Annotated in this window: 1 protein-coding gene; it reads right to left on the bottom strand. The window is 45.8% G+C overall.

Annotated elements, in window-relative coordinates; all coding sequences use genetic code 11:
• Nucleotides 1-239 precede the first annotated feature (239 nt).
• On the bottom strand, nucleotides 240-631 hold a 392-nt coding region (locus R7Z50_RS28525), incomplete at its 5' end, for a TRAP transporter large permease subunit (protein WP_318149884.1).

The following is a 631-nucleotide window of genomic DNA, read 5'->3' as shown; positions in this document are numbered from 1 at the left end:
TGGAAGATCTCCACCTCTCGTTGACCCAATGTTTTGGCCTGATAAATGGAAATCCAACTGATGCTTGCCGACACTAAAACCACCGGAATCAGTGTCAGCAAAATTAACTTGGCTTTGAGAGGCATCCTTCCCTCCATGAAACGCTGCCCAAAGGGTCAATATGCCCCAAGAGCAGCTTAACAACTTGTCTCAAAAGGTGAAGACTCTCAGCTCACAAAATCTCTTTTATTCCTTACCCATTAACCCATGCCGTAGAAACTTGGGAAAAACAGTAAGGAGGCAAGGACGAGAATTTGAATCGCAATGAATGGCATCACGCCACGATAAATATCCCGTGTAGTCACGCCTGCAGGCGCAACCCCTTTCAAATAGAACAAGCTGAAGCCAAATGGCGGTGTTAAGAAGGAGGTTTGTAAGTTCATCGCGATGAGAATAGCAAACCACGTCATGTTGATGCCGAGCAGCTCAGCAACCGGTGCGATAATAGGAACGATGATGAAACAGATTTCAACGAAGTCGATAAAGAAGCCCAGAATCAAAATCACAATCATCGTAATGATCAAGAAGCCCCACTTCTCACCCGGGATCTGCAACATCCATTCTTCGACCAAATAGTCACCGCCTGTATACG

The organism is Vibrio sp. 1249-1 (assembly GCF_033340495.1).
The sequence above is the reverse complement of the archived record's forward strand: the minus strand, read 5'-3'. Positions and strand labels throughout refer to the sequence as shown.